Here is a 517-nt window from a genome sequence, read left to right as displayed (position 1 = left end):
ATATAGCCGCATTTTTCTCATTCAAATCTGTGCAACAAAAAACGCCAGCGAAAATCGCTGGCGTTTGAATGATGTGATATCAGAATCGATTGATGTGCTCTAAGAAAGGCTCGGCTTGCATAAAACCAGTTAAACGAGCGTTTGAAACGTGTTCGCCTTTCGCATCCCAGAATTCGATGGTCGGCAAACCCAGCACGTTCATGTGTTTGAGTAGCTCAATATCTTGCACTTGGTTTTTGGTGACATCCGCTTGCAGCAACACAAAGTCTTGCAGCTTGGCTTCGACTTTTGGATCGTGGAAGGTGTACTTCTCAAACTCTTTACACGCTACACACCAGTCGGCGTAGAAGTCGAGCATGACAGGTTTACCTGCTGCTTTCGCCAGTGCCAGTTGCTCTTCAAGCTCGGCCACATTAGCAATGCGAGTAAAGCTAACCGTTGTTTGCTGTGCTTGGGTTTCGTGATTGCCAAACCAATAATTCAGTGCTGGTTGCGCGGAGGCGAACAAACCGAGGAC

Annotated in this window: 1 protein-coding gene; it reads right to left on the bottom strand. The window is 47.2% G+C overall.

Going from position 1 to position 517, the window contains the following annotated elements; all coding sequences use genetic code 11:
• Positions 1–79 precede the first annotated feature (79 nt).
• A partial coding sequence (locus R7044_RS28065) for a thioredoxin family protein (RefSeq protein ID WP_225456371.1) occupies positions 80–517 on the bottom strand: 438 nt, incomplete at its 5' end.

This window comes from Vibrio sp. 1402, assembly GCF_033340275.1.
This window is presented reverse-complemented; position numbering and strand designations above follow the sequence as displayed.